Below are 26,517 nucleotides of genomic sequence, written 5' to 3'. Positions count from 1 at the left end.
TGCAGCCAGGCGAGTGCTGTCACGGTCGCGGGTTATGTGACTGGATCACGCGTTGCAAGCGCAGGATCTCTCCGTGTGCCGCGGCCAGTCGTTGTTCGAGCTCTTGGACGCGCTCTCGGTGGGTGGTGCGCTCACGGCGGAGGGCTTCGGTAAGGGTATGAATCACGGTGCCGTCGTCAGCTGAGGGTGCCTGCGGGGGAGACTGGTTGTCGGTACGTTGCTGGCCGCGCAAGGTCTCGATGCGTTTGCGCAGGTCGGTGTGGGCATAGAGGAAATCCAAGCTGACGCCCGCTGCGCGGGCGACGGCCCGGAAGTTGATCTCCTCGCCCTCCTTGACCAGCCTTCGGATGCCCGCCTCCGCTCGTTGGACGGCCTGCTGGTGCTTGTCCTGTGCGGCCTGCCGCAGAGCGGCGATCCGCCGGTCAGCAGGAGGCACGGTCTCCGGGACCGCGTCGTTCGGCCGCTCGTTCATGAGCGTGATGCCCCTCTGCTGTCCGAGGAGTCGGTGGCGTCCTGGTAGCCGGTGCGACCGAGCACGCCGGCGCCGCGGACGGCAATCGTGCTGTCGGTCGGCTGAACTTCGAGGGCGGCGATTTCGAGCTGCATGCTGCGGATCTCCGCGTTGCGCTGTTCCAGCCAGACGTTGGCCCCGCTCATCGGCTCGCCGTACCGCTCGGTGTGGCGAGCCTGCCGGCGGCGACCAGGGACTGGGTCTCGGCGAGTTGACGCTGGATGTCCGGCAGGAAGGTGCGGTCAGTTGCGAAGTGGTCGCAGCCGTGGCATGCGTTTCCCTTGTCGCAGGACCGCGTGGGCGGTAGCAGGCAGTAACCGTTGGGCAGGATGCGGTCGGTGCGGCGGTCGAGCTGCACGAGGTCGAGCATGTCGCGGCGGTCCATGCCGATATCGCGCCCGTCGCGCCCGACCTTGGCCAGGGCGAGGAACTCGCGCTCGGCAGTGCTCGCAAGGGTCGCCGCGTATCGCATCGTCATCTCCGGGGAGAGGTGGCCGAGGTAGCGCTGGACGACGTGGATGGGGGCACCGGCGTTGATGAGCGTGGTCGCCTTCGTGTGGCGGAGCCGGTGGCTTCGTGAGTAGAGGAGGAGCTCGCCGCGCGAGTCGCGCAGGTCCAAGTGGTGGCTGAAGTCCTTCAAGACGTGGTTGTAGTTGCTGGTCTCCCAGGACTTGGCGCCGTGCCGGTTGCCGATGGTCTTCGGGAACAGGTAGCGGATGGTCTCGGAGGGGCCCAGGCGCCAGCGCTCGCGCACCCATGCCTGCTGTTCCCGGATGATCTCGACCACGTCCCGGCCGACCAGGATGGTGTTCGGCGCCGCGTCGATCTTCGTCTGCTGGTAGCGGAGCCGCGCGACTATCCCGCCCTCCGGGACAGCGGCGGCGTCCAGGGCGGGGATGTCAGACAGCGGCTCGAAGTCCATCATCAGCACTTCGCTGGCCCGGCGTCCGGTCATGGCCTGGATGAGCCAGGCCCGCATGACCGCGGGATGTCCGAGCCCGGCCAGCCCGACCTGGCGGGCGTCGCGGACGACGGTGCGGGTCTGCTCGGCCGGCAGTCCGAGGAGCTCGATGTGGGTGAGCATGCTGCTCAGGTCGGTGTCGTTGATGTAGTTGCGTTCGTCGGCCTCGCGGACCTCGCGCGGACGGGGCCGGTCGGCGGGGCGGAACATGCGGGCATGGCTGTCGGTGAGCGCCAGCCACCGTGCATCGTTCAGGGCTTCGGCGGCCTCGGTGCGGCAGTCGGTCATGACCCGGTAGAACAGGTCGATCGTCTGCAGGTTCTTGTTGATCGTCCTCGGCTGGAGGCTGCCGCCGACCTCGGCCCGGCCCGGTGTCTCGCGCTGCCAGTTGTGCAGGAAGGTGCCGAAGTCCAGCGCGAGAGCGCGCAGGCTCCGCTCGGAGCCGTCCGCCAAGGCGGGGTGGTCGATTTCGCGCTTGGTCACGAACGCGGCGAAGCGTGCCGTGTTCACGCGGTGCTGCATCACTGTCGACCAGGTCAGCTGCCCGGATTCCATCTGCAGCCGCAGGTAGAACTTGGTCCCCTCCCGCAGCCAGGGCGGGGTGATGTCGCCCCAGCGGACGGCGGTGTTGGCGCGTGGTTCGTGTTCGCGCCGCGGGATGCGTGGGTCCAGCCGCAGCGACCAGATGTCGTGGCGCCACCAGTCGACCTCGCTGGCGTACTGCCGCAGTAGCCGTTCCAGCATGCCGCGCAGGGCGTGCTCGGCCCGGAGCCGGTGCCCAGGGGCAGGCATCCGGCCCCGGTCGGCGTGGAATCTGCGGGCCCAGGCGGTCATCCACTCGGCCAGCGACCGGTCGGCGAAGGAGGCGACGTGCGCGTGACGTGCAATGACGTCGGCGGCGGTGGCCGCCCAGCGGTTCCACTCGCTGGCGTGGGCCTGGCGTTCGCCGGTTCGTGCGCAGGTGGCCAGCCACCATCCGACCTCGCGGCGCATGACCAGCGGGAGGGCGGTGATGTCCAGCCGGACCTGCCGCGATCCGCGCATGAACACGCCGGCCAGCCGCGGGTCCCGCCCATCGAAAAGCGGCCCGGCGAAGACCGGGTCCAAGCCGTCGATCAGCGCGGCGCTCTGCGAAAACCGGTCCGGGTCGGTCGAACCGCTGGCAGGAACTGACGGAAGGTGGTGGTCGGTCATGCCGAACTTCCTTCCAGACCACGCCAGTTGGTGGTGAACGACTCCCAGTTCGCCAGGGTCTTCAGCTCGGCGTCCTCGGTGACCCAGCCGTAGAGGGTCAGCGTCGCGCCTTCACCGCGTGTGGGAGGACACCGGTTCGAATCCGGTCAGCCCCATCCCGCCTCCCGCGTGGTAGCTCGGCCACCTACCTCCGAATGCCACGCCCTGGCCGGAACAAGAGCCGATGAACGGTCAGGCGGGCGAGACCGTCACGTTTGCCGCCGTCGCCAAGCAGGCCGGAGTGTCGACCTGGCTCGTCTATGCCCCCGGGGCACTGTCACGTTGACTGACCGGCCTGGGATGATCTTCTGGTTGGTCGTGCTGGGAGGGGGCGTCCGTGGACAGCGCACCGCCGTCGTACAAGGGGCACCGGTACCCGGTGGAGATCATCGCGCACTGCGTGTGGCTGTACTTCCGTTTCCCGCTGTCGTTCCGCGAGGTCGAGGAGCTGATGCTTGAGCGCGGCGTGCTCGTCTCCCACGAGACGGTCCGCCGCTGGTGTACGAAGTTCGGGCAGGCCTACGCTAACGGCCTGGGCCGCCGGCGTGTGCAGCCGGGTGACAAGTGGCACCTGGACGAGGTCTTTCTCAGGATCAACGGTGAGCTGAAGTACCTGTGGCGGGCCGTCGACGCCGATGGCAACGTGCTCGACATTTTGGTCCAGAACCGGCGGGACGCCGCTGCGGCCAGGCGGTTCTTCCGCAAACTACTCAAGAAGACCTGCTCGGTGCCGAGGGTGGTCGTCACCGACAAGCTGCGCTCCTACGGCGCGGCCCACCGCGAGGTCATGCCCTCCGTAGGACACCGCGCCCACAAGGGTCTGAACAACCGGGCCGAGAACAGTCATCAGCCGACGAGGCAGCGCGAACGCGCGATGAAGGGCTTCCGCAGCGTGGGCGGGGCCCAGCGGTTCCTGGCCGCGTTCAGCGGCATCTCACCGCACTTCCGACCACGCCGCCACCTGATGACCGGCACCGAATACCACACCGAGATGACCACCCGCTTCGCCATCTGGGACGAGATCACCGGCGCCACCGCCCTGCCCATCGCAGCGTAAGCCAGGCCCCCACCCAACCCCTACACACCCTGACGCGCCCTCAATCGATCAACACCGCACCAACGTGACAACGCCGTTTGCGGAACTGTCACGCTTCCGGGGTGAGTTCTACTCCTGTCTGCCCCGGCGTGCGGATGCGTTGTTCGAGCTTGCGGACGCCGTGTTGTGTGCGGATGGTCCGGTCCGGTCGCTGGTGGAGCTGTCGCTGGTGGGCGAGCATCGTCGCGGGCACGGTGGGCTCTACGACGCCCTGGCCGCGGGCGAGGTCGATGTCGGCAGGCTGCGGTGGGCCCTGGCTGCGGTGTCTTTGCCGCGGGCGGCGGACGGCCGCCTGGTCCTGGCCGCCGACATCACCTGCTGGCTGCGCCCCAGCGCGCATACCTCACCGCAGCGGATCCTGTGCCACACCTACGGACGGGGCAAGGACCAGCACATCCCTGTTCCCGGCTGGCCGTACTCGGTGATCTGCGCGCTGGAAACGGGCCGCAGTTCGTGGACCGCCCCGCTGGACGCACTGCGTCTGGCCCCAGGGGATGATGCCGCCACTGTCACGGCCGGGCAGATGCGTGAACTCGTCGAGCGGCTGATGGCGTCCGGGCAGTGGAAAGACGGCGATCCGGACGTTCTGATCGTGGTGGACGCCGGATACGACGTGCCGCGGCTGGCCTTCCTGCTGAAGGATCTGCCGGTGCAGGTGCTGGGCCGGATGCGTTCGGACCGCGTCCTGCGCCGCACGGTCCCGCGCCGTATGCCGGGCGCCCGGGGCCGCCCGCCCCGCCACGGTGGCGAGTTCGTCTTCGGCGACCCCGCCACCTGGAACACACCCGACGCGCAGACGGTGACCGGGACCCGTCTCTACGGCACTGCCACCGCACGGGCCTGGGACCGGCTCCACCCGAGGCTGACCCATCGATCCGCCTGGACTGCCCAGCTGGGCGCCCTGCCGGTGATCGAAGGCACCGTGATCCGCCTGCAGGTCGAGCACCTGCCCAGCGGCGCGACACCGAAGCCGGTGTGGCTGTGGTGGTCGGGTACCGATGCCACCACAGCCGACGTCGACCGTCTGTGGCAGGCGTTCCTGCGGCGCTTCGACATCGAGCACACCTTCCGGCTGTTCAAGCAGACCCTGGGCTGGACCTGCCCCAAGATCCGCACCCCCGAAGCAGCCGACCGGTGGACCTGGCTGATCCTCGCTGTGTTCACCCAACTACGTCTGGCCCGCCCGCTGGCAGCCGACCTGCGACGGCCGTGGGAGAGACCGAGCCCGTCCGACAGGCTCACTCCCGCCCGAGTCCGCCGCGATTTCCGGCACCTCCGCCCGAAGGCCGGCTGTCCCGCCGGAGCACCGAAATCCTCCCGCCCCGGCCCAGGCCGGCCGCCCGGCCGCAAGAACACCCGGCCCACCCCACGCTATGACGTGCACACAGTCGACAAACCGGGCCCCGCAAAACGACGGACGAAGAAGCCAACAACCCCACGGGCGTTGTCACGTTGGTGCGGTGTTGATCGATTGAGGGCGCGTCAGGGTGTGTAGGGGTTGGGTGGGGGCCTGGCTTACGCTGCGATGGGCTGGTCGGTGGCGCCGGTGATCTCGTCCCAGATGGCGAAGCGGGTGGTCATCTCGGTGTGGTATTCGGTGCCGGTCATCAGGTGGCGGCGTGGTCGGAAGTGCGGTGAGATGCCGCTGAACGCGGCCAGGAACCGCTGGGCCCCGCCCACGCTGCGGAAGCCCTTCATCGCGCGTTCGCGCTGCCTCGTCGGCTGATGACTGTTCTCGGCCCGGTTGTTCAGACCCTTGTGGGCGCGGTGTCCTACGGAGGGCATGACCTCGCGGTGGGCCGCGCCGTAGGAGCGCAGCTTGTCGGTGACGACCACCCTCGGCACCGAGCAGGTCTTCTTGAGTAGTTTGCGGAAGAACCGCCTGGCCGCAGCGGCGTCCCGCCGGTTCTGGACCAAAATGTCGAGCACGTTGCCATCGGCGTCGACGGCCCGCCACAGGTACTTCAGCTCACCGTTGATCCTGAGAAAGACCTCGTCCAGGTGCCACTTGTCACCCGGCTGCACACGCCGGCGGCCCAGGCCGTTAGCGTAGGCCTGCCCGAACTTCGTACACCAGCGGCGGACCGTCTCGTGGGAGACGAGCACGCCGCGCTCAAGCATCAGCTCCTCGACCTCGCGGAACGACAGCGGGAAACGGAAGTACAGCCACACGCAGTGCGCGATGATCTCCACCGGGTACCGGTGCCCCTTGGACGACGGCGGTGCGCTGTCCACGGACGCCCCCTCCCAGCACGACCAACCAGAAGATCATCCCAGGCCGGTCAGTCAACGTGACAGTGCCCCTCGATGGTCTTGATCGCGGGGAAGTGGGCAGCCCGGGTGCGGCCCTCGCCGCCGTGGCTGTCGCGGGCGGACACCTCGCGTTGCAGGCAGGCGACCAGGTATTCGGTGTGGGTCCAGGACTCGGCGCGGGCGCGTTCGGCCAGACGTTCGGCGGCGTCCAGCAGAGTGGGAGCCTTCATCGCACGGGCAAGGAATGCCAGGTCCGAGGCAGTCTGACGGCCAGTGGGCGCTGTTGTGTCCGCAGTTTTCGCCGTGCCGGGCCGGGAGCCGGCCGCTGAGGTGCGGGGCATCAGGTGTCCGCCTCCTCTTTCCCGCCGCCGCCCTCAATGAGGGTGAACATCCGGTCATAGGTGCCCAGTTCACGCTGTTCGACCTCGACGCCGAGGTTGTCCGGTGCCAGGGCGGCAGTATGGGCGGTGGCCGTTCGGGCGGCCTGCTGATGCCAGACCTCTCCGCGCAGGAGGCGGGCCGCCTCGGCGTGCGGGAAGTGGTGGAGGCAGCGGGGCCGATCGGCCGGGTCGGCCCGGCGGCGCCGGCCCACCCCGTGGGCCGCCCGGAAGCGAGGAGTTGGACATGAGCAATCCATCGGCCCGGGAGGTCGGCGAATGGTACGACCGCTTCGGGGGCCTGTACGGCCTGACCATGGGCGACAGCATGCACCTGGGCATGTGGACCGACGGCGTGCGGACGGAGACGGGGGAGCTGACGGCCGACGAGATGTGGGAGGAACTCACCCGGGCCCAGGACTCCTGGACCGGCACCCTCATCGACGTGGTCGGGCTGCTGCCGGGACAGCGGATGCTGGACGTCGGCTGCGGCACCGGCCGGCCCACCGTGCGGATCGGCACCGAGTCGGGCGCGAGCGTGCTCGGCGTGACGGTCAGCGCCGCGCAGGTCCGGGCCGGCCGCGACCGTGCCTTGAAGGCGGGACTGTCCGACCGCGTCACCTTCGAACAGGCGGACGCCATGGCCCTGCCCCAGGAGTCCGAGACCTTCGACGCCGCGTGGGCCATCGAGTCCTTCGCTCACTTCTCCGACCGCCCCGCCGCGATCCGCGAGGTTCGGCGGGTGCTGCGGGGCGGGGGCCGCTTCGTCCTCGCGGACTGCTACGAAGCCGTGCCCTTCACACCCGAGGAAGTCCAGCTCTTCCAGGCCGCGTTCGCCCTCTCCCGCCTCCCCGCCGGACCCGAGGACTACTCCCGCATGCTCGGCGAGGCCGGCTTCGCCATCCAGGACACGCGCGACATGTCCCGGGCGTTCAAGCCCACCTACGAGCTCATCCCGCGCCTGTTCGCCGCAAGGCGCGCCCAGATCGCGGAGCTGGTGGGCACCGACGCGATGGCGCAGCTCGACACCGTCTACCCGCGCATCCTCGCCCTATGCCGGGACAAGATGGGATACACCATGGTCAACGCCGTAAAGTCCCCCTGACTGCGGCCAGTCCCGCCCCCGACTCCCGATTCCGTCGCCGCCAGGCCAGTCACCAAACCACCCGGCACAGCACCCCATCGCCAGCTGCCACCCCGGACTGGCCGGGCCATCGCCTGTAGGGAGGCGCGGTTCAGCGTGGAACGGGCCGGTCAAACTAGCCTGGCAAACGGTCAAGATTACTTGTCAGAGGACACACAGGCCCTGGCCGATGGCTGCTCGCACAGCTGTCCCGTCTCTGTCGACCTGGCCCCGTCTCAAGTGATCTGGTCTGATTCGCTCGTCATCTCAGATGATCTGACTCACCGCGAGCGGCGGTGTCGGCTACAGCGGGTCTTGCTGTTCGCCCTGTTCGGCCTGTTCGGCCTGTTCGGCCTGTTCGGCGGGGAACAGGATGGGGCTGAGGAGGTAGCGGGTACGTTCCCGCGAGGATTCGTTGGCGAGGAGGGGCGCGATGGCGGCCTGCATCGTGCCGATCAGCGCTACGAGCTCGTCCTTGCTGAGCCAGATCGCGTGCTGCCGATAGCCGACGAGGTCGTCCACGGGATCGCTGCCTTCGCGCTCCAGGTAAGCGCCGAACTCCGCAATCAGGGCGGCCATGGCGGCAGCGAATGCCCGCTCGTGGTGCTGCGGGGTGAGCGCGCGCGCGGTTTCCGTGTCGATGCCCGCGCGTTCCTGCCGTAGCCGGTAGCTGCGTTCGACGGCGCCCCGCACTCGCCGTTCGTCGGCGACGTCGAGGATGCCGCCCGCGGCGAGAAGGCCGACGTGCCGGTAGACGGTCGCCTTTGACACGTCCGGGATCAGAGCGCACAACTGCCCCGTTGTCAGGGCCCGCCCGCCACGCAGTGCGTGGACCACGCGGAGGCGGACAGGATGCGCCAGGAGTTCCAAGGTGTCCATCACTCCACTTTCTCACGCATGCTAACTTTCTCAAATCTAAGAAAGGTGAGGGGATGCGGACTGCAGAGGACACCGCCGTGCTGGTGGTCGAGTGGGCAATCGATGGCCGTTTCAGGGAGATCGCTGCGCTGTTCGCCAAGCCGTTGCGCGCTGCGCTGACCGCCGAGACCCTCCAGGCGGCCTGGCTCGCCGAGACCGCGGGAACCGGTCCGGTCACGGACCTCGGCGAACCGTCGAGCGAGCGCCTGCGGCCGGACCTGATCCGGGTTAGCGTTCCCGTGGTCTGCGAACGGGGACAGTTCACCGCCGTTATGTCGGTCGACTCCGCCGGCCTGCTGAACGGGCTGCGCCTCGCGCCCCCTGCCTGCGAACCATGGGAGGCGCCCTCCTACGCGGATCCGGATGCCTTCGAGGAGCACGACGTCACCGTCGGAGCCGGTGCTCTCGCAGTGGCCGGCACCGTCACCGTTCCGCGCGGTGACGGCCCGTGGCCCGGGGTCGTGCTTCTCAGCGGCGGAGGTCCCTTCGACCGGGACGCGACCAGCGGACCCAACAAGCCCCTGAAGGACCTCGCCTGGGGTCTGGCCAGCCGCGGCGTGGCGGTGCTGCGCCACGACAAGGTGGCCTTCGCACACGCGGCGGAGGTGGCTGCCGCGGACGACTTCACGATGACACGCGAGTACGTCCCCCATGCCGTCGCCGCCGTGCGTCTGCTCCAGGAGGAGCCGTGCGTCGATTCCAGCCGGGTGTTCGTCGCCGGGCACAGCATGGGTGGCAAGGTCGCCCCACGGGTCGCCGAGACCGAGCCGTCTGTCGCGGGCGTCGTGATCCTGGCGGGTGACGCCGAGCCCATGCACCGGGCGGCCGTCCGGGTCGTGGGCCACCTCGCCGCCCTCGACCCCGGCCCGCACTCCGAGGCGGTCCTTGCGGAGATAACCCGGCAGGCCACAACCGTCGAGACTGCCCTGTCACCCCGTACGCCCCGAGATGACCTTCCCTTCGGCCTTCCGGCCTCGTACTGGCTGGACCTGCGCTCCTATGACCCGGTTGCCACCGCCGCCCGCCTGGACAAGCCGCTGCTGATCCTTCAGGGCGGCCGCGACTACCAGGTCACCGTCGAGCACGACTTGTCCCTCTGGCGAGATGGACTGACCGGGCGTCCGGACGTCACCATCCAAATCCACGAAGCCAACGACCACCTCTTCTTCCCAGGGACAGGACCGTCGACGCCCGCCGGGTACATGGCACCCCAGCACGTCGACGCGGCGGTCATCACGGACGTTGCCGCATGGCTGGGCTGCCAGCTTGAGCGCGACCCCAGCAAGCGGGCGGAAACGCCCCAGGCGAACCAGATCACCTGAGACGGACACAGGTATCCACTCTCCCCGGACCAGATCACCTGAGACCTTCAATGCCTCCGCGTCTCACTTGATCTGGCCGATCCAGGTCAGAGCCGGCCTCGAAGACCAGATCCTTTGCGACGGGACAACAGCTATCGCACCTCACAGGGCAGCGCTCCTACCTGGGGAAATGGGCTGTGAGACTCACAGATTTCAAAGCGCGCGGGGGCGGCCGGCGCGCACCTACGGTTCCTGTCTGTCTCACTGGACGCGGCCGCGCATCTGACCTGCCGCACTGGCGCGCGAAGCGATCTCAGCCACGACTGTCAGGGGCACGGGAGCGTGCTTCTCAGGAGTGGGACACCGCCTACTACGGCCGGACGGTCGACGCACTCACCTGCGGGGACGACGAGATGGTGAACCTGCCAATGCGCAGAAGCGAGCTGAACGCGCTGGCGCACCTGCTCGAGTTCGCCGAGGGCGGCAGCCATCTGCCGGTCCGTCTGATCGCCGCCCGTCTGGGCAACGACATCACCCAGCGGAGCTCCAACCCCGCTGGTCTTCCCCAGCAACAACAGGCGAGGTCCTACGCGTACGAGGCCGCGGCCCGGCGCGAGGAGGCCCGCCGACGCCTGGAACACGGCAAGGAGTAGCTGCAACCCGCAACCGCTCATCCAGGACGGCCAGGACCGGGATGAGGCACGAGCTCAATATGCGCACCGGTCTGATCGTCCGATTGTCCGGGGCGCCGCGCGGCGTGTATGCCGCGCGTTCCGGAGAAGAAAGGGGTGAGTGTGTCCGAACATGACGGTGCACAGACGGCGGAAGCGTCGCTCAGGAAGGCCGTGGAGCAGCTGAGCGATGGAGCGGGTGACGGTGCCAAGGTCGTGCAGGAGGCCGTGCAGGCGCTTCATGACGGTGCTGGGCGGGAGTGGACGCCGGAGCAGGAGGCGCAGATCCGGGCCTTGGTGGGGCAGATCCGCAAGGTGCGGGATCTGAACCGGCCGGGCGGGGGCTGGTGGCGTCGGCAGCGGGAGGGGTGGGCCCGGGACCGGCTGGTCGACCTGATGATGGCCGGCGACCCGGAGATGGTGAACGAGGCGGAGCTGCGGCACTGGAAGAGCCACGCGATGGTGGAGGTGCTGCTGGAGTTCGCCGGCAGCGCGATGAAGCAGAACAACACCGCGAGGGTGCTCACCCGGATGGAGACGCTGCAGGCCGCGACGTACGAGGACTACCAGCAGGCCAGGAAGATGCTGGCCGACCGGCAGGCCGTCGGCTGACCCAGCGACGGCACAGAAAGGGGGCCCCGAACCGCGTGCTGGGACGCTGTTGGTTTATCCGGGGCCAGGTGTGACGTCGGCCTTCGAGACCCGGTTGTGGTCTTGAAGGCCGACGTTGCCGTATGGGGTGGGTGCGGGTGTCGATGCGGCCGAAGGGGTCGGGCAAGGTACGGGCGGAGACGGCGGGACCCAAAAGACCGCCGCCATGTGCGATGCGCAGCGTGGCGGCGCAGATTCGGGCAGACCTCGGGCGCTGCCACGACAAGTGGGCGAGACGACACCTTGTCTCATGCGGTGGCATGCTCGGTCTACCGCATATCAGTGATCCAGGGTCCGCAGCCGAGTGATGCCGTCGGCGTTAACCGCCAGCTCACTACCGTCAGCACTGAGCGCAAGAGATTTGACGGAATGGTAACCGAACCACAACGGATCATTTTTCTTGCAGTCATTGAACGTTCCCGTGATGACGTAGTTGTCAATCGCGAAGGCCAAGCGTTCGCCGTCATCGCTGACGTGCCACACTTCGGGCCACGCTTTGATTAACTCTTCGAGGCGAAACTTACAGTGTGGCCTTCTCCCGGTTTTCTTATCGCGCCAAGTGACGGACCCTTGCGAGAGCCAGTCGATGTCCACATAAGGGTTGGAATAGATTTCGGCGAGAAGCTTTTTGTTTGGAAGCGCAGAGGGATCGCTTTTCCATTCTGTGCCATTCCATGGAAATATTTTTGCGTTGAAAGAGGGCGGGTTTCCCGCTTCGTCGACGTTGTCCACGCCATCCATAAACGCCAGGAGTCCATTCGGGAGTGCCACGAAGAGGTCGAATTTCTCGTAATCTTCAGGCAAATCCCATTTACCGACGGATGGGATGGCCTTCTTGCGGCCGAGCTCCTTGCCGGTTTTCGTGTTCCATTGCCGCACCTCTTGCTGCTCATTGACCGTAATGAGAGTGTCGGTTCCTGGCCGACCGAAGGTCATGTACTTGACATCGCCTGTGTTCATGAAGTCGCGCGCGGAACGGTCGGGGGAGCTGTCGGGCACCGCGAGTGCAACGGCCAGGAGCAGAGTGGCCGCGGTGGCTGTGGTGGTTGCCTGGATCGTGCGGCGCCGACCGGTCCGGACGCGGGTGGGGAGTGCGCGGTCCTGAGCCAGCGCTCGGCTCGCGAGCCGGTCCTGCAGGCGGATGTGCCGGAACTGATACGCACCTGCTGACTGCCGTAGCAGTTGCCGGTCCCGGGCGTCGGAAAGAAAGCGGATGAGGTTCCAGGGCAGTTTTCCCCGGGCGGCGAGGGTCAGGCGGAGCAGGAGGAATCTTGGCCATGCCCTGGTCAGCAGAACCAGCAGGGCGAAAACCGCTGCGGGCAGCAGGGTGCTCATGACGACGGCCGTTTCCGAGCTGTAAGCGGCGTTGCTGTGGAACCTTTCGGCGATGAAGCCGGTGGCTGAAGGAGCAGCAGGACCGTATGTGAGTCCGGAGAAGACAATGAACGCGGCCGACCAGCCGAGAATGGTCAGCGGTGCGGCGGAGGCTCCGAGAACCGCTCCGGCTGCCAGGGCTCCGGCCAGTGACGATGTCCGGTCCTGGTGCAGGAGGCCCGCGGGGCTGGCCTTCTTGGAGTGGTCCGACGGCGCATCGAGCCAGGCGTGCGCGGCGAGGGCGAGGCTGATCGCGAGAGCCGCCCCGCATGCTGCCGCCACCGGCATGACGTAGTCGGCGAGATTCGGCTCGGTCCACTTGCCCGAGAACGCGAGGGCGACGGCCCCCGCTGCGCCGACGGGGACGATCAGGATGGCGGTCAGCCTCAGACCGGCGGCGAAGCCCTTTCCGAGCCGCCCCAGGGAACCGTGCCACCTGAGTGACAACCTCCCCGGCGACCCGCCCGGTGCCGCGTACCAGACAATCATGGTCAGAATTGCGCTGCCGAACCCGATCATCATCGCAACGTCAGGTCCGTCGGAGCCGTAGAAATTTGTGCCCGTGAGGGACATCCCACCGATCACGGTGAACGCCGCGAGCAGGCCAACAGCGATTCCCAGTCCGAAGCCGGTGAGGCGGGACGACAGGCGCTGGCTCATTTGCCACCAGACGAGGTCGCGTTCGCGGTACCGGTGAAGGTAGGTCGCCAGGTAGGTCAGGTACGCCTCGGCCTGCTTCGCGCTGCGCTGCCATTCGCCCGTGTTCCGTTGTCCGCCGCTGCCCGGCGCCGGGGCGTACGCGGCGGTGATGATGTGGTCCAGAAGGTGGTCCTCCACCGCGTGCGAGCTGTCGAAGTCGAGGAGTTCATTCGGGTCGCGGTCGCAACTGCTGTACACAGTGCGGGTCAGGGTGAGGGCCAGCGGAGTGGACAGGGCAACCGCCGTTGGGCTGTCGGGGTTCGCCCGCAGATGCGTGTACACCGGCTCCCATACGACACCGGCGGGCCAGCTGACATCGCTCAGGTAGGCGACGGCGTCCGCGGCCGACACCGGTGCCACCTCCACCACCGGAGCAAAACGCAGGACGGGCGAGCCTCCCTCGATGACGTCCTGGTACTCGGCCGAGCGGCAGGTCAGCACGACCCCGGCACCCTCACCGCAGGATTCGTTGATCACACATACGGCGCTGCGGCGCGATGCCTCGGGCATCTCGTCCAGGCCGTCCAGGATCAGCAGCAAGCGCTGTCCACGCAGCAGCAGCCTGGGGATGTCGATCCGTCCGCCGTAGTAGGCGGTGCCCAGTGTGCGCTCGATCCAGTCTCTGAGCGATTCGCTCACAGGGTCCCAACTGGACAACGTGAGCAGTACGGGAACCGGCGCTCCCGGCTCGCGTTCGGCGAGCAACCCCAGGTTGAGCATGGCGGCCAGCACGGTCTTGCCCGAACCGGGTTCGCCCAGCACCACGAGACGGCCAGTGGGCACGCGCCGGTACCCTTGGGCCAGCCGTCGAGCGGCCTGGTCGAAGTCGCCCTCCAGCCGGCCGTTCAGCGACAGTCGCAGTACACGGGCGTCGACGGTGCCTCCGTGCGTCTCCTCGGGCGGCGCGGCCACCGGTCGGCGGGTAGCGGACCAGGACAACGGAATCACGCGCGGAACACGTAGGTTGCGGGCCGTGACCTCTTCCTCCCACTGCTCACGCACCGAGACCGCCAGGTCGTCCGCGAGCTGCGCCGCGTCGGTGGGCGGCGGCAGTGGCGGGAAGAACTGGGCCAGGGACACCGCCAGGGCGGCCAGTGACACAAACAGGCCGAACCAGGCGACCAGTTGCTCGTTATCCAACTTCTGATCGGAGGCCAGCAACACCCAGCCGAGCGCCACCGACACCAGCGCGCACAGCACCAGAAGTCCCAGCCGCACCCACCGCCGCCGCTGGTGTAAGGGAAGTCGAGTCACCGCAACAGGATGCCGGACGAGATCCGCCTCTACGCACGGAACAGCCTGCTCCGCACCAGCGGTGAGCGAGATCCGGACAGGATGAAACCTCGCCGAACTTCCCGGTACCGGCCTCCCCGGGCCGGTCCCTGAATTCCGACGGCACCGAGAAGTTGGCCCGGATCATCCAGTGCCAGGCACGGCGGCGTACGTGAAGTCGATCCGTGCCCGCACTGCTTGTGCGGCCTGCCGGTCCGTCAGCTCCTCGACGAACTACAGCACCAGCACCAGTGCCAGCTGCCCCAACGACCAGGCGGGTTTCCCCGGCACTGGGAACAGGTCCGCGAACTTCTCGTCCGTGAATATCGGCCCCAGCTCGTCCCGGACCCGGATCGCCGGACTCCCCTTCGGGAATGCGGCCCGCGCCACCCACACCGTCTCCGCTCGAACCTCGCCCCGACCCTTCGGCTGCATCGATACCCGCACCCACCCCATACGGCAACGTCGGCCTTCAAGACCACAACCGGGTCTCGAAAGCCGACGTCACACCCGGCCCCGAATAAACCAACAGCGTCCCGCGTGCTGGCTCGGGGCCCCTCCCACGGGCGGGCGGTCACAGCTGGATGTCGATCCGCTCCACGTCGGTGAACTCCACCCCGAGCCCGTGCGCGCGGGAGTTGTTGGCGCGGAAGTACATCTGGGCGAGGCCGTCGGCCGCGATCTGCTGGAGTTGACGCTCGTTGGCTCCCTGCTCGCGGGCGGTGAACAGGCGGTCTGCCCACTCGGGTGGCAGGGCCTGGGTGATGTCGCGGATCCGGGCGTCGTCGGTCGTTCCCGAGGCGGCGGTGAACCCGAAGCGGGCGCGGGTGGAGACGACCAGCCCGCCCGTGGACGCCGCCTTCTTCCTCGCCTTCGCGCGGATCTGCGGCTGCCACCTCTTCTTGACCTCACGTTCTATGCGGTCGCGCAGGTCGCGGCGGGGCCGCTTCAGCTTTCCCGCGACGTAACGTTCCACCGTGCGCTGGGAGATCCCGAGCGCCTGCGCAGCGGCCTTGGTGCCCTTGAGCTGCTTGACCAGGTACTTCATCTGCGCCTGGGCGCTCTGCGGGATGCGGCGGGTGAACGCCCCCTCCAGCGCGCGGTCCAGACTGTCCCCGAGCGAGTCGACCATCGGTTACTCCCCTTCTCCGGCGCTCTGGTCGGTCTTGTGTAGGGTCTCGCCGCCGATGACATGTCGATCTTCTGTGACCTGCTGGTTCTCTGTTGTCTCACCGCGATGTCACCCAAGATCAGTCTCAGATCGATGCCATTTCCTCGGCGGAACGATGAGTCTGCGGCTGAGCCACCGAGCACGAGGACTACATGTGAGCTCAGGTCGCGCACCGATGAGTTTCCCGCGCCGCGCCGGTCTGTACGCGTGAGACCGACTCACGGAAGGCTGGCGCCATGCGGAAACTGATCTACGGCATGAACCTGACCCTGGACGGCTACATCGCCGCGCCCGGCGACGACATCGGCTGGAGCGTGCCGAGCGACGAGCTGTTCCAGTTTTGGTCCGACCAGTTGCAGGCGACCGACCTGTCGCTGTACGGGTGCAAGCTGTGGCAGACGATGAGCTCCTACTGGCCGACCGGCGACCAGCAGCCCAACGCCACCCCGGCGGAGATCGAGTTCGCGCGCCGCTGGCGGGACATGTCGAAGGTGGTGTTCTCCTCGACGATCGACAAGGTCGACTGGAACACCCGCCTGGTCACCGGCGACGCGGTCGCCGAGATCACCCGGCTCAAGGCCGAGGACGGCGGCCCGATGGACATCGGCGGCGCGACGCTCGCCGGGGCGGCCATGCGGGCCGGGCTGATTGACGAGTACGTGCTGGCCACCGCGCCGGTCCTGGTGGGCGGCGGCACGCCGTTCTTCACCGCGCTGGACAACTGGGTGAACCTGAACCTGGTGGAGACGCGGACGCTTCCCTGCGGCGTGATCCTGACCAGGTACGAGACGAGGCGCTGAGCGCCCGTCACGCGACTCGACCGCCTGCCGCTCGCGGGCCGCCGCCAGGGCGGCCTTCATCTCGGGGCGTTCCCTGACCCGGGTGCTGATCTGTTCCTGGAACAGCCGGTGCACGCCGGACGCTTCGAGGGCGTCGATCTGAGACTGGATCTCCTGTGTCCGGCTGGAGACGCGGGCGTACGCGAGGCGGACCTCCATTGCCGTGGCCGGCGCCGCGAGCTTCTGCACCGGCAGGGCCGTCCAAACGGAGCCGGGATGCCGTACGGCCGGGGTGGCGACGTGGAGTTCGGAGCGGAGCGCGGGGACGAGCTGAAAGCGGGCGGTGTGGTACTTGAGTGCGACTCTCAGGGCGGGCCGGGTTGTCAGCCCGTCTGGGCCGTTCGGGCGCGGTCGGAGAGGAGTCGGGTGAGGCTTTCGAGGTCTGCGCTGCTGTAGCTGCGGCTCTCGTTGTCGTTGCCGACGACGCTGGTGAGGACCGTTCCGGTGCGGACCACAGTGCTGCGGGTGGTGTGGGTGACGTAGGCGTCTCCCTGACTCGTCGAGATCGAGAACGCTGCGACCCGGTCCCCGATCTGCGCCATGGTCAGTGAACTCGCACCTTCCTTCCGCGCCTTGGAGGATATCGCGTCGAAGGCCGTCTGTGCCGTGTCCTCGTCCGGGTAGGAGCGAACCAGGAACTGGGTCTCCATGCTGTAGCGCCCCAGATATTCGGCCTCGCCTTCGAAGGTGGAGCCGTCATCCTGCGCGGAGACGTCTGCGGTGGGTGCTGAGCTCTCGGTCCAGCCCGACGGCAGGCTTGTCGCGTCCGGCAGTACGTTGCGGACGGCCTCTGCGTCGGCGAGTGGCATCGCGCGGTCCGCATTGCCGATGCCTGCTGTGTCGTTGCCCGTTTCGTTGCTGTCGGTCCCGGTCTTCTGTTGGCCCTGCCCCGGCTCCGACCCGCCTCTGGCCTGGGAGCCTGGAGAGTCACCGTCCAAGGCTTGGATACTGCCGTAGACCAAGAGCGCCACCAAGGTCGCCAGCGCGACGCAGATCGCACCGAAGGCGGTGCGTCCCGCAGGAGTGTTGTTGAAGGTCACCGGCCCGAGCGAAATGGTGTTGCCGCGCACCCGCGACCCACCGTCGATCACCACACTGTTCTGGATGGTCTGCATGGGCGGCTCCTCGGGCGGCGGCCCGGCAAGAACCGGAGCAAGGGCCGCAGTCAACGCGGCGGAAAAGTCCTGGTCGGCCGCGACCCCGGCGTTGAGCTCGTTGTGCAGCCCTGCGACGGCAGCCGGGTCATCAGGCTGCGCGTCCACAGCTGCCAAGGCCGCCTGTCCCGATGGCGTACCGCTGAGCCGCTGCCGTACGAGGTCGGAGACGGCCTGCCCGACTCCGGTGGCCGCCGCGGTGGCTGCGCCCCCGGCAAACTCTGTTACTACTCGCACGGTCTGTGACGCGAGCTCCGTTGGATCCATCGTTTCCCCCATGAGTCGGCTGTGTACATGCTAAGACCGGAGGTGGCCTCCTCTAAGTCAACTTACTGAGAAGCAAGGCGAGTTAGCTGAATCGAGCCCCTGGAATGCGTTGCCCCAGATCCTCGCGGACACCGAGCGAGCACAGATTCCACGTCTGGCTCGCCAACGACTACGACCCGGCCAGCTACCCCGCCGCCCTGCGCAAGCCGGTCCCGCCGGTGCGCTGGCGAGGGCCGGTCACCGAGATGACCGACCTGGTCCTCTCCCGCATCGATGGGCGGTGGTCTGAGGCGTAGATCGTCCGTCACCGCGAGGCCCGCGCCGCCCCACTACAGGCACGGTTCCGTGTTCTCAACGAGAGACAGATCGCCTTTGCCGGGGCGGGAGACGAAACCGACGGCCGATGTACCCAGCCTGAATTCTGTTCTCGGCTGGGAATCCGTCCCGCCTTCACAGACCGAAGGGCGTGTCAGTGCTCGCCCTTAACCTTCCGCCATGGGAAGCACACAAAGTCAGGATGATGGGCGCTGCTACGCATGGCGGGATCTGCTGCAACGGTGGAGTGACGAGTGGCTCGACCCCGTACTGCACGAACAAGAGCGGGCCGAGCCGTTTCCCGACAAAGTGCGCAAAGCTCGCTGGCTGGGGGCTGCTGGGGCTACCGGCGAGGAACTCAGCGCGCTCGAACAGCGACTGGGCACCGTTCTGCCGGCGAGCTACCGGCAGTTCCTGCTGACCAGCAACGGCTGGCTCAACACAACCCATGGCATCGACCGAATCTTGCCGCTCCAGGAAGTCGGATGGGCCCGGGACCTGGACCCGGAGCTCATCACAGGCTGGACGGGTGGACCCACGGAGACGGCGCCTCGGGTGAGTGACAAGGAGTACTTCGTCTACGGCGAGGCCCAGGACCCCGCCTCGCTCCGCCCCGAATACCTGCCGCACACCCTGACGATCAGCCATACCCCGAACGCCACCGACGTCTACCTGCTCAACCCCTGCGTGGTCACCGCAGACGGAGAGTGGGAAGCCTGGTATCTCGCCCACTGGCTGCCCGGAGCGGTCCGCTACCGGTCCTTCTGGGACCTGATGAATGACGAATACAACAGCTTCCGCGACGAACAGTGAAAGTCATGGGTCATCGACCCTGTGAGGACAGGGCAGGGATCGTGCTGCTGGATCAGCGTGCGATCCCACCGCGTCAGAGGTGGGGGTGATCAAAATCCGCGGTTGACTTCGAGATTCGTCAACACGAGCAGGGCGCGCAGGAGCTGGGTGGAGCGGGCGGGGTCGGTACGGAGCTTGAATCACCGCCGCCCGCCACGACTACGTCCTGGCCCACCTGCGCGCCGCCGGACTCGGCGCTCTCGCGGACCTCGGCTTCCGCGGCCTGGACAACGACGTACGCAATCCTGTGATCGTCACCGGCTTCACCGCCAGCCGCACCCACAAACTCACCCCCGGCCAGAAGACCGCCAACCGTGTCCTCGCCGTCGGACGCGCACCCGTCGAGCACGGCTTCGCCCACCTCAAGAACTGGCGGATCCTCACCAAGCTTCGCGCCGACCCCGTCCGCACCACCTATCTTCTGCGTGCCCTGCTCGTCCTGACGAACCTCGAAATCAACCGCTGACGACGCTCTGGAAGGGGACCCCCCTTCCTGTTCGCTTGCCCCACCAGGTATCTTGCATCGCATGGAACCAGGTGATTCGACCAAGCAGGCCCGGGCAGCCGCCCAGCTGCGCAAGGGTGTCCTGGAGTACTGCGTACTCGCCCTGATGCGGGACCGCCCCCGCTACGGCGTGGAACTCCTCCACGCCCTGGAGGACTCCGGCGCCCTGGCCACCAGCCAGGGCACGGTCTACCCGCTGCTCTCCCGGCTCCGCCGCGACGACCTGGTCACCACCACCTGGCAGGAGTCCGCCTCCGGACCACCCCGTCGCTACTACGCGCTCACCGACAGCGGCCGGGCCGCGCTCGACGAGTTCACCCGCGTCTGGCCCGGCTTCCGCAACGCCGTCGACGCCTTCCTCACCACCCCGCACCCCTCCACCGGAGACCCCGCATGAAGACCTCTGCCGACCCCGTACGCGACTACCTCTCCGCCGTCGAACGCGAGAGCTCCGCGCTCCCCGCCGACCGTCGCCAGGAACTCCTCGCCGACCTCGCCGAACACATCGAGGTGACGCGCACCGAACGCCCCGATGCCGCGATCGGCGAGGTCCTGGCGGAGCTGGGGGACCCCCGCACGATCGCGGCGACGGCGCTGGCCGAGGCGGAAAACGGGGCCGCCGGGGCCCCGGCCCGGGGCGGTGCCGGTGCACCCGCCCGGCGTGGCAAGGTGCACCCCCTGGTCCCGCTCCTGATGCTCACCCTCTCGCTGCCCTTCACGATGATCTTCTCCATCGGCCCCGACGCGGCGTTCGACCCCGGCCCGGTGTTCGGCTTCCTGTTCCGTGTCACCGGCGCGGTACTTCTTTGCACCTCAGTGCACTGGACCGCCGTCCAGAAGACCACCGGCGTGCTGCTCACCGTCATCGTGCCGACCACCGTCATCGTCACCTGGAACCTGATCAGCGGCTGGGCGGCGGGCGAAGTCCCGGCCCTCCTGGGCAACCTGGGAAGCCTCGCCCTGATGGTCGGCACGGCAGTATGGCTCTGGCGGGCCCGCCGCGCCTGAGCGCGGCCGCCGACGTCCCGGTCCACCAGGACGTTTCGGCGCAGACTTAGAAGACTGCTGAAAATCTTGTTGTGTGGGCTGTCCGGCCGCAGGCCGGGCGGCCCTTTTCGCTATGGGGTGGCTGGGGCGAGGTGCCAGGTGGTGCTCCTACTTCTCATCAACTTTCATGCGCTCTACGGACAGTGAGTGATGCCGAAACCCACCGACAAGTGCTCTCGCTTCTAGGTTCTGGCACAGATCTTGGGGAGCGGTCGCGGAGAGTGACCTGTCGTTCGATTGCAGGGGAGGGTCACGAGCCGGGACCCCATCAGCGCTCGCGCATTCCGGTGCGCCGCACTCGATGTCCCGCACCGCACCGGTGCGTGCGCCGCTGACCGACCTCTTGACCAGGTTTCGGCCCGGCTCGCATTCCCCCTTGACCAGGTCCGCCACCCGGCACGTTTCCTTGACACAGCCCGTCCCGGCCGCCGATCAGGTCGCGGTCAAGAGGGTGTGTGATAGAGGCCGCCGTCGTGAAATGCGCACCCGGCGCGGTGCAGTGGGGGCGCACCCGATGCATGCGATGCGGTGCACCGAGCCTCTGCCAACTTGAAGTCACAGGTCAAAGGGCTGGTGTGACGGTCTTCCGGAGTACTCGCGCTGGTCGTGCGCGGCAGTCTGCGGAGTAGATCGTTTGTCAGCGGTCGGCTCGATGGTTCTTGAGGTACGCCTCGCCATCCCAGCCAGGTGCACGGAAACGTGCTCGGGCAGCGAGGTTCGGGGCCGCATGATGTCGGCCTCTCACGGGCGGGCGGGTTCACACCTGGGACCATGAGCGCATGTCCGAGGAGTCGAACCTGATGTCAAGCCTGTGGCCGCGCGTGCCGTCCGGGGCCACCGACTGGCTGCTGGAGCTGTGCGGCGACGGCATCACCGGGTTCATGCCTCCGGCGATGCCTGACGCGGTGTGGGTACTCAACGCCATGTATGAGCACGAGCAGGGGCCGGCCGATGTGTCGTACGACGAGTACCACCAGGCACGTCATACCGACGGAAGCACCCTGCCCCACATCGTCGCGGGCATCGACCTCGACGCCGTGGGCGTCGCCACAGGAGGAGGACTGGGCCGAGCCCAGCACCCGGGCCCCGGCTGGCGACGGCTGCGCTGGGCCGAACTTGCCCGGCGAACCGGCGGCCCGGCCGTGCCCGACGGCTGATGCCCTCCTACCGTTGCTTTCCCTCGGCCAAGAAGAAGGACAGCTGGCCGCTGGGCATTGTCCCGCCGACCGAGGGAAGCCTGGACCGTGAGACCTGGAACCGGCTGATCGTCACCCTCACCCAGTACAGTCCCGCGGGCCCCGACACCCGCTGCCTGGCCTACTACAACCCGCTGACGCTCGGAGCCACCGACTTCGACAACCTCCACGTGCGTGCGGGCCGGCTCGGCGACGCCGAGATCCTGTACGACCAGTCCGAAGCCGACTTCAGCCCGTCCAACCTCTGGGCCGATGACCGCTCCTGGGTCCTGTGCACCGACTACGACCTGTGGGCCACCAAGATTGCCGGGCTCCCAGCCCTCATCAACGCATTGCTGAACGACTCTGAAATCGAGGCGGTTCGGCTGCCCTGGGCGCACTGACGACGAGCCGCTTGGGACCCTTCTCCAGCCCCGAAGCGCGAGGGAGGATCGCGGTGATCGTTCTGGCTGTGCTGCGTCACGACCAGCGCCTGGCCGACATGGCTGGCGGCAACAACGTGTCCGAGTCCACGGTCCGCCGCTGGCGCGACGAGCTGATCACCCTGCTCGCCGCGCAGGCCCCGCGCCTGGACCGCGCCCTGAAGAAGATCGCCAAGCAGGGCGGGGAGGTGGTCCTGATCGACGGCACTCTCGTCCCCACCCAGCGCCGCACCGGAAGAGCCGACCGACGGAACTACTCCGGCAAACACCGCCGCCACGGCCTGCACTTCCTCGCCCTGACCGACGAGAGAGGCCGCCTGATCTGGATATCCGCCGCCCGGCCCGGCAGCACCCACGACAACACCGCTGCCCGCCACGACCACATCCTGGACCACCTGCGCGCCGCCAGCCTCGGCTTCCGCGGCCTGGACAACGACCTGCGCGACCCCGTGATCGTCACCGGCTACACCGCCACCCGCACCCACAAGCTCACCCCCGGCCAGAAGACCGCCAACCGCGTCCTCGCCGTCGGACGGGCACCGTCGAGCATGCCTTCGCCCACCTCAAGAACTGGCGGACCCTCAGCAAACTCCGCACCGACCCCGCTCGTGCCACCCACCTCCTGCGCGCTCTGCTGGTACTGACGAACCTCGAAGTCAACCGCTGACTGTCTTCGATGGGTGGAGAGGTCTCCCTGCAGGAAGGGGAGTCAGCTCCACTGTCGATATGCGCTCTAGCTGGATTCCTCGCTGCTGCGCCGATCCGTAGGTTTCACGTCATGACGCTTTCAACCAGGCACTTACCGCTCGTCAACCGGCGACGTGGTCTGTTCATCTTCCTCGGCGTCGCTTACATCGGCATGTGGGCGGCCATGTCACCACTCCTGGCCAGCGGTTACCAGCGCGGTGACGCACGCGAGGAGACTGGTGCACTGGAGCAGGTGTGCATCGCGGCCGCGATGTTGGCGCCTGCCCTCGCCGCAATCCTCGTCGTCCGCTGGGTCGAGCGCAGCGGCCGGGTGCGGGAAACGCTCGCCCTGCGCTGGACGAAGCCCTGGGGGCGTGCTGCACGGGCGTGCCTGATGGCTTTCGTCGTCCCCGCCGGCCTCACCACGGCTGCTCTTGTCATCGGCACCTTCGCCGGCCGCTACCCGTTCGGTGGAGTGCACTGGAACGGGCTCGGCTCGTGGGCGGCCGCAGCGGTGCTGAACATGCTGGTGTCGCTTCCGCTGTTCTTCGGCGAGGAACTGGGCTGGCAGGGCTACCTTTTTCCGCGCCTCGCACAGGACGGTGACCGCCGGAGCCTGATACGGGCGTACGCAATCACCGGCGCGGCCTTCGCCCTGTGGCACCTGCCCACGCTGCTGATGGGCGGCCAGTACCCAGGTCGGCCCTGGTATGTGTCGGTGCCCGCCATGCTGGTGAGTTGCCTCCTCATCCTGCCAGTCTTCACATGGCTGCGTCTGCGCTCCGGCTCGGTCGTACCCGCCGTCATCGGCCATGCGTTCGTGAGTTCGGTGAGTGTCGATATGGTCGCGGAGTTCGCCGATTCCAAGGCAGCACTGGATCCCCTGCACATGAGCATGGCCGGATGGCCCGGCTGGATCGTCACAGGCGCGTTCGTTGCCTTCCTGGCGCTGACCGGCCGACTCCAGCCATCCTTCTACACGGCCCGAACCGTCCCTCACCCCGCATCGATCCGCAGACTGTAAGTGCGTGTTCTGCGGGGCCGACCACGGGCCGAGCCACCAAGTCCTGGGCAAGGCGGTGCGGGCTGAGAGTCCACGGCCAGGTGCTCATCCACATTGCGTGAACCCGTTGACGTACGCCCCACGCACCGCACCCGTCCAGGGGCGGAGCCACGCAAACGGACGTTGGTGTTCCCATCCTGAACGTCCATGTCGAAAACACGCTGACAAACGATCTACTCCGCAGACTGCCGCGCACGATCAGCGCGAGTACTCCGGAAGACCGTCACACCAGCCCTTTGACCTGTGACTTCAAGTTGGCGGAGGCTCACCGCGAGGCGATGGTGCGCACCCGATGCGCACCATCGCCGTTCCCGATGCGCACTACATGGCGTAGACGCCTCCCGGGTACATGCCGATCGGCGGGCCGTATACCCGCACCGCCTGTTCGACCCCGGCGGCCTGCAGACGCTTGAGTACATCGGCGATGTCCTGCTGGTCCTCGGTGAGGATCTCCTCGGTGAACCGGATGATGGCGTGGGCGATACCCGGGGGCATCGCCGGGCAGACGTCGTCGTCGACGCGCAGGATGTCCAGGATCATCCGGCCAAGCGCCTCCACCACGAAGGACTCACCGCTCAGGTCCCTGTCCTGGTCGTCCACGGCGGTGACCGGGATGATGATGCGTTCGGCGACGTCCAGGAGCAGCCCCCGCATGTCCGGTCCTCCGATGTCTTCCACGACCGCGCAGGCGGTTTCGACGTCGCGGGCCTGCACCGCCCGGATGTAGGCGAACGCGCTGATGATGTCGTCCGGATCCATCGGGGCGAGCGGCGTGACGGTGGTGTTCTTGGGCATGACGGCTCCTCACGTGCGGGCCGCCTTGCTGATCCGCGGCGGCCTCAGAAACGAGTCTCGGAGCACGGGGCTGTGGACAGAGTTCGCGCTCCAGAGCGGGGTGCTGTCCATGACGTCGGTCACGGACAAACCGCTCAGCAGCTACCTAGTCAAGGCGGAAACGGACATCCATCGGCGGTGACCGGCAGATCGCGGTCAAGGGGTGGCTTCGCACGGTGACCATGGCCCGCACGCCTCGTGCGTGCGGGCCGGACCTGTCACCGATCCGGCCGTGTACGGCCGGAGAATCCCGAGGACGCGATGACCACCGCCCCCACCCCGCACACCCTGTCGGCCCCGGCGGACACCGCTGCGACAGCGAGCCCCACGGCGAGTCCTGCGACAAGCCCCGCTCCCAGCCCCGCAGCTTCCGGTCGCCGTCTGACGGTTGCTGCTGATCAGACCTCCGATTCGCCTGCCCTAGCCGGTTGCAACTCCTCTTCTCCCAGTACTGATGTACCTGGAGAAGCGTCCCGGCCTCGGAAGGCCGCTGCGACGAAGGCCGGAGTGGACATCCGCGGCGAAGTCCTGCTCACCCTCGCCCAGCTGCGCCTGGCCACACCCCGCCAGCTCAAGGCGCTGCTGCTGCCGCACCAGCAGGACACCGACCATGTCCGCCGCGCGCTGCGCAACCTGCTCGCCGAATCCCCGGCCCTGGTCGGCCGGACCCACCGCGCCCAGCAGAGCTACTGGTACTGCACCCCGGCGGGACTCGCCGAAGCCGCCGCCTCCGGTGAGCTCGCGCCGACGGCCGGCCGGACTACCGGGAAGCGCACGGCCAGCAAGACGGGTCTTCGGGAGCACGGCCTCGCCCTGGTCGACACCGTCGTCGTCTTCCACCAGGCGGAGGCCGCCGACCACGCCGACTGGCAGGTGGAAGTCGCCCACCCCACTCCGGCCGGCTCCCTGGTGCCCGACGGCGTGGTGCTCCTGGCCGACGGCTCCAGCGCGTTCGTGGAGATCGACCGCACGATGTCCTACGCCCGCCTGGTCGCCAAGCTGGAGCGCTACGACCCCTACCGCAACGCACCGCCGTCCGGGCGCGGGAACGCTGCCCGCGCTCCGCGCAGCCACTGGCAGGAGACCTACGCCGGGCCGTCCCTGGACCGTCCCTTCCCACCGCTGCTGATCGTCTTCGCCCCGGCCCCGCGCCGTGCGGCCCCAGACACGAGGGAGGCCGCCTTTCACGACCGCGCCCGCCGCCTCTCGAACGTGAACTACCGGATGACCGTGGCGACGACGACCTTGCCCCTGCTGACCCGACAGGGGGCCGACCGGCCGGTGTGGCGGGTCGTCGACCACGATGAAGACCGACGGTCGCCGGCCGCGCTGCCCAAGCCGCGGTGAGCACAGCGGGCCCGGCCTCCACCCAGGCCGGGCCCGCCGCCGTCTCCACGCCCTCGTTGTCGGCGGCGACTGGAAAGCTGATCGGAAGAACGGCGATGAGCAGCTGCTGAACGGCCGCGTCTACGGCCACGACCACGACGACCCCAACCCCGGCCCGTTCCCGCACCGGACCTACGCCGAACTGGTCGGCGGTCCGCTGGACGGCCTGCTGCTGGACATCCACGGATGGCGGACCGAGGAAGTCGACGACGGTGTCGCCCTGACCACCGAGCTCTCCCGGTGGCCCGGCGGCCGCGCCCTGTACGACCCGCGCCCCGGTGACCGTTCTCACCGAAGCCAGTCGCCATCTCATCCAATCCAGTCGGGGTAGAGGCCCGA

The 26,517-nt window shown here is 68.0% G+C and carries 29 protein-coding genes and 2 pseudogenes; 18 read left to right on the top strand and 13 right to left on the bottom strand.

Annotated features, from left to right (window positions below):
* Positions 1-19: 19 nt before the first annotated feature.
* From OG953_RS42410 to OG953_RS42400, 3 genes are read right to left on the bottom strand one after another with little or no spacing between them, the layout of a single operon-like run.
* Entirely contained in the window at positions 20-472 is a 453-nt protein-coding gene (locus OG953_RS42410) for a DUF6262 family protein (RefSeq protein WP_405691374.1), read from the bottom strand.
* On the bottom strand, positions 469-657 hold the full coding sequence (locus OG953_RS42405; protein WP_405691372.1) for a hypothetical protein: 189 nt from the start codon (positions 655-657) through the stop codon (positions 469-471). Before OG953_RS42405 ends, OG953_RS42410 begins: the two co-directional genes overlap by 4 nt.
* Positions 654-2,666: a tyrosine-type recombinase/integrase gene (locus OG953_RS42400; RefSeq protein ID WP_405691370.1), complete on the bottom strand. Its 2,013-nt coding sequence runs from the start codon at positions 2,664-2,666 to the stop codon at positions 654-656. Before OG953_RS42400 ends, OG953_RS42405 begins: the two co-directional genes overlap by 4 nt.
* Before the next feature lie 376 nt (positions 2,667-3,042).
* Between OG953_RS42400 and OG953_RS42395 the strand changes: the two genes are divergently transcribed.
* Together OG953_RS42395 and OG953_RS42390 are read left to right on the top strand one after the other, a co-directional pair.
* The gene (locus tag OG953_RS42395) at positions 3,043-3,762 is read left to right on the top strand and encodes an IS6 family transposase (protein WP_405691368.1); all 720 of its coding nucleotides are present in this window, start codon (positions 3,043-3,045) and stop codon (positions 3,760-3,762) included.
* 64 nt (positions 3,763-3,826) lie between these two features.
* Complete coding sequence (locus OG953_RS42390; RefSeq protein ID WP_405691366.1) at positions 3,827-5,296, top strand: NF041680 family putative transposase; 1,470 nt, start codon at positions 3,827-3,829, stop codon at positions 5,294-5,296.
* A gap of 20 nt (positions 5,297-5,316) precedes the next feature.
* On the opposite strand, the gene OG953_RS42385 is transcribed toward OG953_RS42390, so the two are convergent.
* Genes OG953_RS42385 through OG953_RS42375 form a run of 3 tightly spaced genes read right to left on the bottom strand, consistent with a single transcriptional unit; the run spans position 5,317 to position 6,646 of the window.
* Positions 5,317-6,036, bottom strand: coding sequence for an IS6 family transposase (locus tag OG953_RS42385; RefSeq protein ID WP_405691365.1), 720 nt, complete (start codon positions 6,034-6,036; stop codon positions 5,317-5,319).
* Between the two features lie 47 nt (positions 6,037-6,083).
* Positions 6,084-6,395 (bottom strand): hypothetical protein, encoded by a 312-nt coding sequence (locus OG953_RS42380; protein ID WP_405691363.1) that lies wholly within the window; start codon positions 6,393-6,395, stop codon positions 6,084-6,086.
* Complete coding sequence (locus OG953_RS42375; protein WP_405691361.1) at positions 6,395-6,646, bottom strand: hypothetical protein; 252 nt, start codon at positions 6,644-6,646, stop codon at positions 6,395-6,397. The genes OG953_RS42380 and OG953_RS42375 overlap by 1 nt, the downstream gene beginning before the upstream one ends.
* Positions 6,647-6,678: 32 nt before the next feature.
* Between OG953_RS42375 and OG953_RS42370 the strand changes: the two genes are divergently transcribed.
* Positions 6,679-7,536, top strand: a complete 858-nt coding sequence (locus tag OG953_RS42370; protein WP_405691221.1) for an SAM-dependent methyltransferase — start codon at positions 6,679-6,681, stop codon at positions 7,534-7,536.
* 321 nt (positions 7,537-7,857) lie between these two features.
* Here the strand turns inward: OG953_RS42370 and OG953_RS42365 are convergent, their stop codons facing one another.
* Positions 7,858-8,433, bottom strand: a complete 576-nt coding sequence (locus OG953_RS42365; protein ID WP_405691359.1) for a helix-turn-helix domain-containing protein — start codon at positions 8,431-8,433, stop codon at positions 7,858-7,860.
* 53 nt (positions 8,434-8,486) lie between these two features.
* On the opposite strand from OG953_RS42365, the gene OG953_RS42360 reads away from it, so the two are divergent.
* The 3 genes from OG953_RS42360 to OG953_RS42350 all read left to right on the top strand — a co-directional run bounded on the left by OG953_RS42360 (position 8,487) and on the right by OG953_RS42350 (position 11,056).
* Complete coding sequence (locus OG953_RS42360) at positions 8,487-9,794, top strand: dienelactone hydrolase family protein (protein WP_405691358.1); 1,308 nt, start codon at positions 8,487-8,489, stop codon at positions 9,792-9,794.
* A gap of 392 nt (positions 9,795-10,186) precedes the next feature.
* Positions 10,187-10,426, top strand: coding sequence for a hypothetical protein (locus OG953_RS42355; RefSeq protein ID WP_405691357.1), 240 nt, complete (start codon positions 10,187-10,189; stop codon positions 10,424-10,426).
* 141 nt (positions 10,427-10,567) lie between these two features.
* Positions 10,568-11,056, top strand: a complete 489-nt coding sequence (locus tag OG953_RS42350) for a hypothetical protein (RefSeq protein WP_405691355.1) — start codon at positions 10,568-10,570, stop codon at positions 11,054-11,056.
* Positions 11,057-11,374: 318 nt separating this feature from the next.
* Here OG953_RS42350 and OG953_RS42345 read toward each other — a convergent pair whose 3' ends face one another.
* From OG953_RS42345 to tpg, 3 genes and pseudogenes are all read right to left on the bottom strand, one after another.
* A complete protein-coding gene (locus OG953_RS42345; RefSeq protein WP_405691353.1) occupies positions 11,375-14,422 on the bottom strand; it encodes an NACHT domain-containing protein in 3,048 nt (1,015 codons plus the stop codon).
* A 97-nt stretch (positions 14,423-14,519) separates the two neighbouring features.
* A pseudogene (locus OG953_RS42340) lies at positions 14,520-14,896 on the bottom strand (transposase); the annotation flags it as partial.
* A 118-nt stretch (positions 14,897-15,014) separates the two neighbouring features.
* Complete coding sequence (gene tpg / locus OG953_RS42335; protein ID WP_405691351.1) at positions 15,015-15,572, bottom strand: telomere-protecting terminal protein Tpg; 558 nt, start codon at positions 15,570-15,572, stop codon at positions 15,015-15,017.
* Positions 15,573-15,847: 275 nt separating this feature from the next.
* On the opposite strand from tpg, the gene OG953_RS42330 reads away from it, so the two are divergent.
* On the top strand, positions 15,848-16,411 hold the full coding sequence (locus tag OG953_RS42330) for a dihydrofolate reductase family protein (protein WP_405691349.1): 564 nt from the start codon (positions 15,848-15,850) through the stop codon (positions 16,409-16,411).
* 36 nt (positions 16,412-16,447) lie between these two features.
* Here OG953_RS42330 and OG953_RS42325 read toward each other — a convergent pair.
* Positions 16,448-16,609: pseudogene (locus tag OG953_RS42325) on the bottom strand (recombinase family protein); the annotation flags it as partial.
* A 164-nt stretch (positions 16,610-16,773) separates the two neighbouring features.
* Positions 16,774-17,871 (bottom strand): hypothetical protein, encoded by a 1,098-nt coding sequence (locus tag OG953_RS42320; RefSeq protein ID WP_405691347.1) that lies wholly within the window; start codon positions 17,869-17,871, stop codon positions 16,774-16,776.
* 104 nt (positions 17,872-17,975) lie between these two features.
* Here OG953_RS42320 and OG953_RS42315 point away from each other — a divergent pair, with 104 nt between their 5' ends.
* The 9 genes from OG953_RS42315 to OG953_RS42275 all read left to right on the top strand — a co-directional run bounded on the left by OG953_RS42315 (position 17,976) and on the right by OG953_RS42275 (position 23,919).
* Positions 17,976-18,167 carry a hypothetical protein gene (locus OG953_RS42315; protein ID WP_405691346.1) on the top strand — a complete coding sequence of 64 codons (192 nt, stop codon included), beginning with the start codon at positions 17,976-17,978 and terminating at the stop codon, positions 18,165-18,167.
* A 199-nt stretch (positions 18,168-18,366) separates the two neighbouring features.
* Positions 18,367-18,999, top strand: coding sequence for an SMI1/KNR4 family protein (locus OG953_RS42310; protein ID WP_405691344.1), 633 nt, complete (start codon positions 18,367-18,369; stop codon positions 18,997-18,999).
* 178 nt (positions 19,000-19,177) lie between these two features.
* Positions 19,178-19,504, top strand: coding sequence for a transposase family protein (locus OG953_RS42305; protein ID WP_405692410.1), 327 nt, complete (start codon positions 19,178-19,180; stop codon positions 19,502-19,504).
* Between the two features lie 61 nt (positions 19,505-19,565).
* On the top strand, positions 19,566-19,940 hold the full coding sequence (locus OG953_RS42300) for a PadR family transcriptional regulator (RefSeq protein ID WP_266360896.1): 375 nt from the start codon (positions 19,566-19,568) through the stop codon (positions 19,938-19,940).
* Positions 19,937-20,551 (top strand): HAAS signaling domain-containing protein, encoded by a 615-nt coding sequence (locus OG953_RS42295; protein ID WP_405691342.1) that lies wholly within the window; start codon positions 19,937-19,939, stop codon positions 20,549-20,551. The genes OG953_RS42300 and OG953_RS42295 overlap by 4 nt, the downstream gene beginning before the upstream one ends.
* 818 nt (positions 20,552-21,369) lie before the next feature.
* Entirely contained in the window at positions 21,370-21,747 is a 378-nt protein-coding gene (locus OG953_RS42290; RefSeq protein ID WP_405691340.1) for a hypothetical protein, read from the top strand.
* Positions 21,747-22,169: a hypothetical protein gene (locus OG953_RS42285; RefSeq protein ID WP_405691338.1), complete on the top strand. Its 423-nt coding sequence runs from the start codon at positions 21,747-21,749 to the stop codon at positions 22,167-22,169. The genes OG953_RS42290 and OG953_RS42285 overlap by 1 nt, the downstream gene beginning before the upstream one ends.
* A gap of 53 nt (positions 22,170-22,222) precedes the next feature.
* The gene (locus OG953_RS42280) at positions 22,223-22,852 is read left to right on the top strand and encodes a transposase family protein (protein WP_405691336.1); all 630 of its coding nucleotides are present in this window, start codon (positions 22,223-22,225) and stop codon (positions 22,850-22,852) included.
* Positions 22,853-22,986: 134 nt separating this feature from the next.
* A complete protein-coding gene (locus OG953_RS42275; protein WP_405691334.1) occupies positions 22,987-23,919 on the top strand; it encodes a CPBP family intramembrane glutamic endopeptidase in 933 nt (310 codons plus the stop codon).
* 360 nt (positions 23,920-24,279) lie between these two features.
* Here OG953_RS42275 and OG953_RS42270 read toward each other — a convergent pair whose 3' ends face one another.
* On the bottom strand, positions 24,280-24,753 hold the full coding sequence (locus OG953_RS42270) for a hypothetical protein (RefSeq protein WP_405692520.1): 474 nt from the start codon (positions 24,751-24,753) through the stop codon (positions 24,280-24,282).
* A 546-nt stretch (positions 24,754-25,299) separates the two neighbouring features.
* On the opposite strand from OG953_RS42270, the gene OG953_RS42265 reads away from it, so the two are divergent.
* Positions 25,300-26,139, top strand: a complete 840-nt coding sequence (locus OG953_RS42265) for a replication-relaxation family protein (protein ID WP_405691332.1) — start codon at positions 25,300-25,302, stop codon at positions 26,137-26,139.
* 103 nt (positions 26,140-26,242) lie between these two features.
* A complete protein-coding gene (locus OG953_RS42260) occupies positions 26,243-26,509 on the top strand; it encodes a hypothetical protein (RefSeq protein ID WP_405692408.1) in 267 nt (88 codons plus the stop codon).
* The last annotated feature ends 8 nt before the right edge of the window (positions 26,510-26,517 follow it).

This window comes from Streptomyces sp. NBC_00057 (assembly GCF_045041165.1).
Lineage (GTDB): Bacteria > Actinomycetota > Actinomycetes > Streptomycetales > Streptomycetaceae > Streptomyces.
Note: the sequence above shows the minus strand (reverse complement) of the source record. Positions and strands in the feature narration are given on the sequence as shown.